The 5,332-nt window shown below is 73.6% G+C and carries 3 protein-coding genes and 1 pseudogene; all 4 read right to left on the minus strand.

Annotated elements, in window-relative coordinates; translation table 11 throughout:
* Nucleotides 1-919: GMC family oxidoreductase N-terminal domain-containing protein (locus RIF68_RS26295; RefSeq protein WP_309053781.1), on the minus strand; the 919-nt coding region annotated here is incomplete at its 3' end.
* Nucleotides 920-1,025: 106 nt separating this feature from the next.
* Nucleotides 1,026-2,708, minus strand: coding sequence for a succinic semialdehyde dehydrogenase (locus RIF68_RS26300; RefSeq protein WP_309053782.1), 1,683 nt, complete (start codon nucleotides 2,706-2,708; stop codon nucleotides 1,026-1,028).
* A gap of 163 nt (nucleotides 2,709-2,871) precedes the next feature.
* Complete coding sequence (locus RIF68_RS26305) at nucleotides 2,872-4,668, minus strand: serine/threonine-protein kinase (RefSeq protein WP_309053783.1); 1,797 nt, start codon at nucleotides 4,666-4,668, stop codon at nucleotides 2,872-2,874.
* A gap of 193 nt (nucleotides 4,669-4,861) precedes the next feature.
* Nucleotides 4,862-5,332: pseudogene (locus RIF68_RS26310) on the minus strand (serine/threonine protein kinase); the annotation flags it as partial.

Below are 5,332 nucleotides of genomic sequence, written 5' to 3' on the forward strand. Positions count from 1 at the left end.
TGTCCTTCATCCGGTGCAGCAGGGTCTGCGTGCCGTACGTACCGGCCGCGATGACCACCCGGCGGGCGGTGAAGGTCCGCCCCCGGCCCTTCTTCCGGTTGTCGGTGGGCAGTGTCCGGACGGCGAAGCCGCCCCGCGAGTCCTCGGTGACGGCGACCACGGAGGTCATGGGGTGGACCTCGGCGCCGGCCCGTTCGGCGAGGTGGAGGTAGTTCTCGTTGAGGGTGTTCTTGGCACCGTGGCGGCAGCCGGTCATGCACTCGCCGCACTCGATGCAGGCGCGGCGCGAGGGGCCCGCGCCGCCGAAGAACGGGTCGGGCACCTCCCCGCCCGGCTTCGCCGTCGCCGTACCCGGGCCGTCCCCGCTCACCGCGTCCTTGCCGTCGCCGAAGAAGACGCCGACCGGTGCCATGTGGAAGGTGTCGCCGATGCCCATGGCCTGGGCGGCGGCCTTCAGGTGCACGTCGGAGGGGGTCGTCGTCGGGTTGAGCCGGACGCCCAGCATCCGCTTGGCCTGGTCGTAGTACGGAGCCAGTTCGGAGCGCCAGTCGGTGATGTCCTTCCACTGCGGGTCGTCGAAGAACGGCGCGAGCGGTTCGTAGAGCGTGTTGGCGTAGTTGAGCGAGCCGCCGCCGACCCCGGCGCCCGCGAGGACCATCACGTTGCCGAGCAGGTGGATGCGCTGGATGCCGTAGAGGCCGAGCGCGGGTGCCCACAGGAAGTTCTTCAGGTCCCAGGAGTTCTTGGGCAGCTCGTGCCGCGCGAAGCGGCGGCCGGCTTCCAGGACGCCCACCCGGTAACCCTTCTCGGTCAGCCGCAGGGCCGTGACCGAGCCGCCGAAGCCGGAGCCGACGACGATGACGTCGTAGTCGTACGAGCCGTCCTCGTCCTGATTTCGGGCAGGGGGAACCGCGGTCATGACTCTCCTCGTACGAAAAAGGTGCGGAACGGACAGACGAGCGGAGCGCGCGACGCCGGAGCCGGCGGTCGGCCCCGGGACGGGCGTCGGGCGCGGGCGGCCGGGTTCAGCGCAGGCGCAGGGCCTTCATCGCCTTCAGCGACGCGGTCATGAACGCGGCGTACTTCTCGTCGTCCATCCCGAAGGAGGGCGCGAGCGGGAGCAGCCGCTGCTGGGCGACGGTCTGGGCCTCGGTGTACTTGAGGATGCCCTCCGAGCCGTGGCGGCGGCCGAGGCCGGAGTCCTTCATGCCGCCCATCGGGGACTGCACGCTGCCGTAGGCGGGGGCGTATCCCTCGTTGATGTTGACGGTGCCGGTGCGCAGGCGGGCGGCGACGGCGTGGCCGCGGCGCGAGTCCTTCGTCCAGACCGAGGAGTTGAGCCCGTAGGGCGTGGCGTTGGCGAGCTCGACGGCCTCGTCCTCGTCGCTGAAGCGGTAGATCGAGACGACGGGGCCGAAGGTCTCCTCGGCGCAGACGGCCATCGGGGCCTCGACGCCGTCGAGGATGGTCGGCTCGTAGAAGAGGGGGCCGATGTCGGGGCGGGCGACGCCGCCGGCGACGAGTGTGGCGCCCTTGGCGACGGCCTCCTCGACGTGGCGGCTGACCGTCTCCAGCTGCCGTTCGCCGACGAGGGAGCCCATGTCGGCCCCGTACGCGAGGGAGTTGCCGAGCCGCATCGCCCTCGTGCGGGCGGCGAAGCGGGCCACGAACTCGTCGGCGACGGACTCGTGCACGTACAGCCGCTCGATGGAGATGCAGAGCTGGCCGGCGGAGGAGAAGCAGGCGCGGACGGCTCCGGCGGCGGCCTTCTCGATGTCGGCGTCCTCGAGGACGAGCATGGCGTTCTTGCCGCCGAGTTCGAGGGAGACGCCGACGAGCCGGGCGGCGGCACCCTGGGCGACCTCGCGGCCGGTGCGGGTGGAGCCGGTGAAGGAGACGTAGTCGGCGTGCCGGACGACCTCGGGGCCGACGACCGGGCCCTCGCCGAGGACGACCTGGAAGACCTCGGCCGGCAGGCCGGCCTCGATCAGCAGGTCGCGGGCCCACAGGGCGGTGAGCGCGGTCTCGGTGTCGGGCTTCATGACGACGGCGTTGCCGGAGACGAAGGCGGGCAGCGCGTCGCCGACGGAGAGCTCCAGCGGGTAGTTCCAGGGCGCGATCTGGCCGACGACCCCGCGCGGCTGGCGCAGCTCGGTGACCTTGGTGAGGGTCGGTACGACACCGGTGTGGCGCCGGGGGCGCAGGTAGGCGGAGGCCCTGCGCCCGTAGTGGCGGGCGGCGACGGCGACGGCCTGGACCTCCTCGTGGGCGTGCAGGCGCGCCTTGCCGGTCTCCAGCTGGATGAGGTCGAGGATCTCGCCCTGCCGCTGGAGGACGAGGTCGTGGAAGCGCAGGAGGACGGCCGCGCGGGCGCGGACCGGGGTCGCGGCCCAGACGGACTGGGCGGCGCGGGCCCGGCGGAAGGCCTCGGCCACGTCCTCAGGGGTGGACTCGGGCAGGTCCGCCAGTTTCTCCCCGGTGAAGGGCGTGTGGTTGGCCGTGCGGCCCGAGCCGACGACGCCGCGGACGAGGCGGGCGACCACCTCGGGCGTCACGACGTCGGCGGCCGTCCGGGCGCCGGCGGGCGCGGGGGCGACCGGGTTGGTCGCGCCGGCGGGGGCCGCGGGGCGGGCCGGCCGCGCCACGGTGGCGGCGTCGGCGTCTTCGGCGGGAACCGGGAGGGCGGCGGGGGCCTGCGAGTCCGTCATGAGGGCGAGGGTAAGCGGCCCCGGAGGCTTTGGGTACCCGTCGGTAACGCGTTTTCACCCCGCGCACACATCGCGCCAGCGATCACTGGCACATAAGCCCTGATCAGGGGCTTGAGGCCGTCGAAGGCCGCATGCGGAGATTTTCACGACTCCGGTGGCGGCCTCAGGGGGCCGGTCGGGAACCCGGCGCGCGCCAGTGCTGGAGCACGATGTCGAACTGCTCGCGGGTGGTGGCCCAGCTCGACTCCGGTGACGACATGTACACGGCGTACTCCGTACCGTCGTCGCCGTAGTAGATCTGGTCGATCGCGTGCCGGGGGCCGGGGAAGGTCTTCTGCTCGGTCCAGGTGAACTCCCACAGGGCCGAGCGGGCCTGGTCGCGGTAGGTGTTCTGGTGCAGCTTCACGCGCGCGTACCCCGGGAGCCGCGTCCGCACGGTGTCCTCCAGGTCGAGGGCGTGCAGGTACGGGTTCTCGAAGTCGGGGTCGCGGTCGACGCTGATCCGGATGCGGTGGCGGCCGTTGTCGGGCGTGTAGTCGATGTTGTCGCCGTCCTGCTGCCGCTTCCAGCCGTCCGGTACGAGGAGGCCGAAACCCGCCGGGTCCTCGACGCGGTGCCAGCCGGCCGGGACGGCGCCCGCCGGACCGGTGGCGGGGGCCGTGCCGGTCGCGGTGGGGCGGGGCCCCGCTCCCTGGTCGCGGCCCGCGTACTGCATGGCGGCGAAGACCGCGCCGCCCGCGACGAGCCCCGCGAGCAGGGCGGCCAGCGCGGCCGTACGCCACCGGCCACGGGCAGAGGAGGGGTCACCGGACCGCGGGAGGCCGGGGACGGCCGGGGTGGTGGGAGGGCGTCCGGCCACCTGCGCTTCCGTGTCCGTGGGGCGCGGACCCGTGCCGTGGATTCCCGGCACGTGCGGCAGCCGGGCGGTGGTGGAGGGCCCGGTGGACGGAAGGGCCGTCGTACGGCCATCGGCGCCGGCCCCCGCCCCGGAACCACCGCGGCCGGGGTCCCGGCCCGGGGCGTCGCCGTCCGGGTCCACGGACGACGGGCCGGGGCCGGTGACCGAGGCGAGGTCGCCGCGCCGCACCCGCTGGGTGGGGACGTACGCCTGGGCCGTCCGCGGCGTCCGGCCCTCCATGGCGTCGAGCAGCATCCGCTCGGCCTCGTCGGCGCGCGGGCGCTGCTCCGGGTCCTTGCGGAGCAGCGCGACGATGACGGGGGCGAGCGGCCCGGCGTTCTCCGGGTGCGGCGGCTCCTCCGTCACGACGGCCTGCATGGTGCTGATGGGCGAGGTGCGCCGGAAGGGCGAGGCGCCCTCCACCGCCGCGTACAGGGTGGCCCCCAGGGACCACAGGTCGGAGGCGGGTCCGGGATCGCCGCCCCGTACCCGCTCGGGCGCCAGGTAGTCGATGGAGCCGACGAGTTCACCGGTGCGGGTGATCGAGGAGTCCCCCTCGATCGCCGCGATGCCGAAGTCGGTGATCAGGACGCGCCCGTCCTTGGCCAGCAGGACGTTGCCCGGCTTGACGTCCCGGTGCAGCACGCCCGCGGCGTGCGCGGCGCGCAGGGCGCCGAGGACGTGGAGTCCGATCCGGGCCGCCTCGCGGGGCTCGATCGCCCCGGACTCCTTGGTGGCGTCGGCGAGGGACGGGCCGTCGACGTACTGCATGACGATCCACGGCCGGTCGTCGTGTTCGAGCACGTCGTGGACGGTCACCACGCCGGGGTGGGTGATGCGGGCGGCGGCCCGCGCCTCCTTCTGCGTACGCGCGTGCAGGACGAGCCGGTCGGCCTCGGCCACGAACCGGCCGGCCGTCAGTTCCTTGACCGCCACCACCCGGTGCAGCACCTCGTCGTGCGCGCGCCAGACCTTGCCCATGCCGCCGCGTCCTATGGACTCGGCCAGCCGGTACCGACCGTGGAGCAGCAGCCCCGCTCCTGTGCTCTGAGAATGTTCCACTTGCCCCCGCCCGTTCCTTCGGATGCCAGGTTACGGAGGGAGGTACACGGGGCGGAACCTCGGGGCTGGCAAAGGAACAGCACTGTGACCAGGGGCCCCTGAGGGAGCGACGGTTCCGCCCCGGTGGCGGGTGTGCCGGTCGCATGGCCCCGGGACGTCGGCGCGGCGTCCCCGGCGACGGGAAGCCTCCGCGTCACCGGCCGGGGCGGAAGCCCTTCACGGCCTGGTCGTGGATCTCGGTGACCTTGTCCCGTTCCCCGTAGGGGCCGATGACCTGGACGACGTGGTACCGGCCTCCGTCGACGAGGGCGAGGTTGCGGACGAACACCTCACGGCCGGTGCTGTCCAGCCACCAGTAACTGCCGGTCGCCGTCGCGGTCCTGCCGATGTCGACCCGGCGGGTCTGCTCCGCGCCCGACCAGCTGGAGGCCCGCCACGGCTCCAGCTCGCGCTCCCTGGCGTTCTGGTACTCCAGCGGGTCCGAGCCGTGGTCGCGCACGGAGTCCCGGCCGGGGACCACGATCATCGTGAAGTCACCGCCCGTGTAGCGGACCTGCCCGGCGTCGTTGACGGGGCTGCGCCGCCAGTCCCGGGGCACCCCGACCCGGAACCCCTCCGGGTCCTGCCGCAGTACGTACCCGGCGGCCAGGGCGGGGGCCGAGGG

The sequence above is a fragment of the Streptomyces sp. genome, from assembly GCF_031178505.1.
GTDB lineage: Bacteria > Actinomycetota > Actinomycetes > Streptomycetales > Streptomycetaceae > Streptomyces > Streptomyces gulbargensis.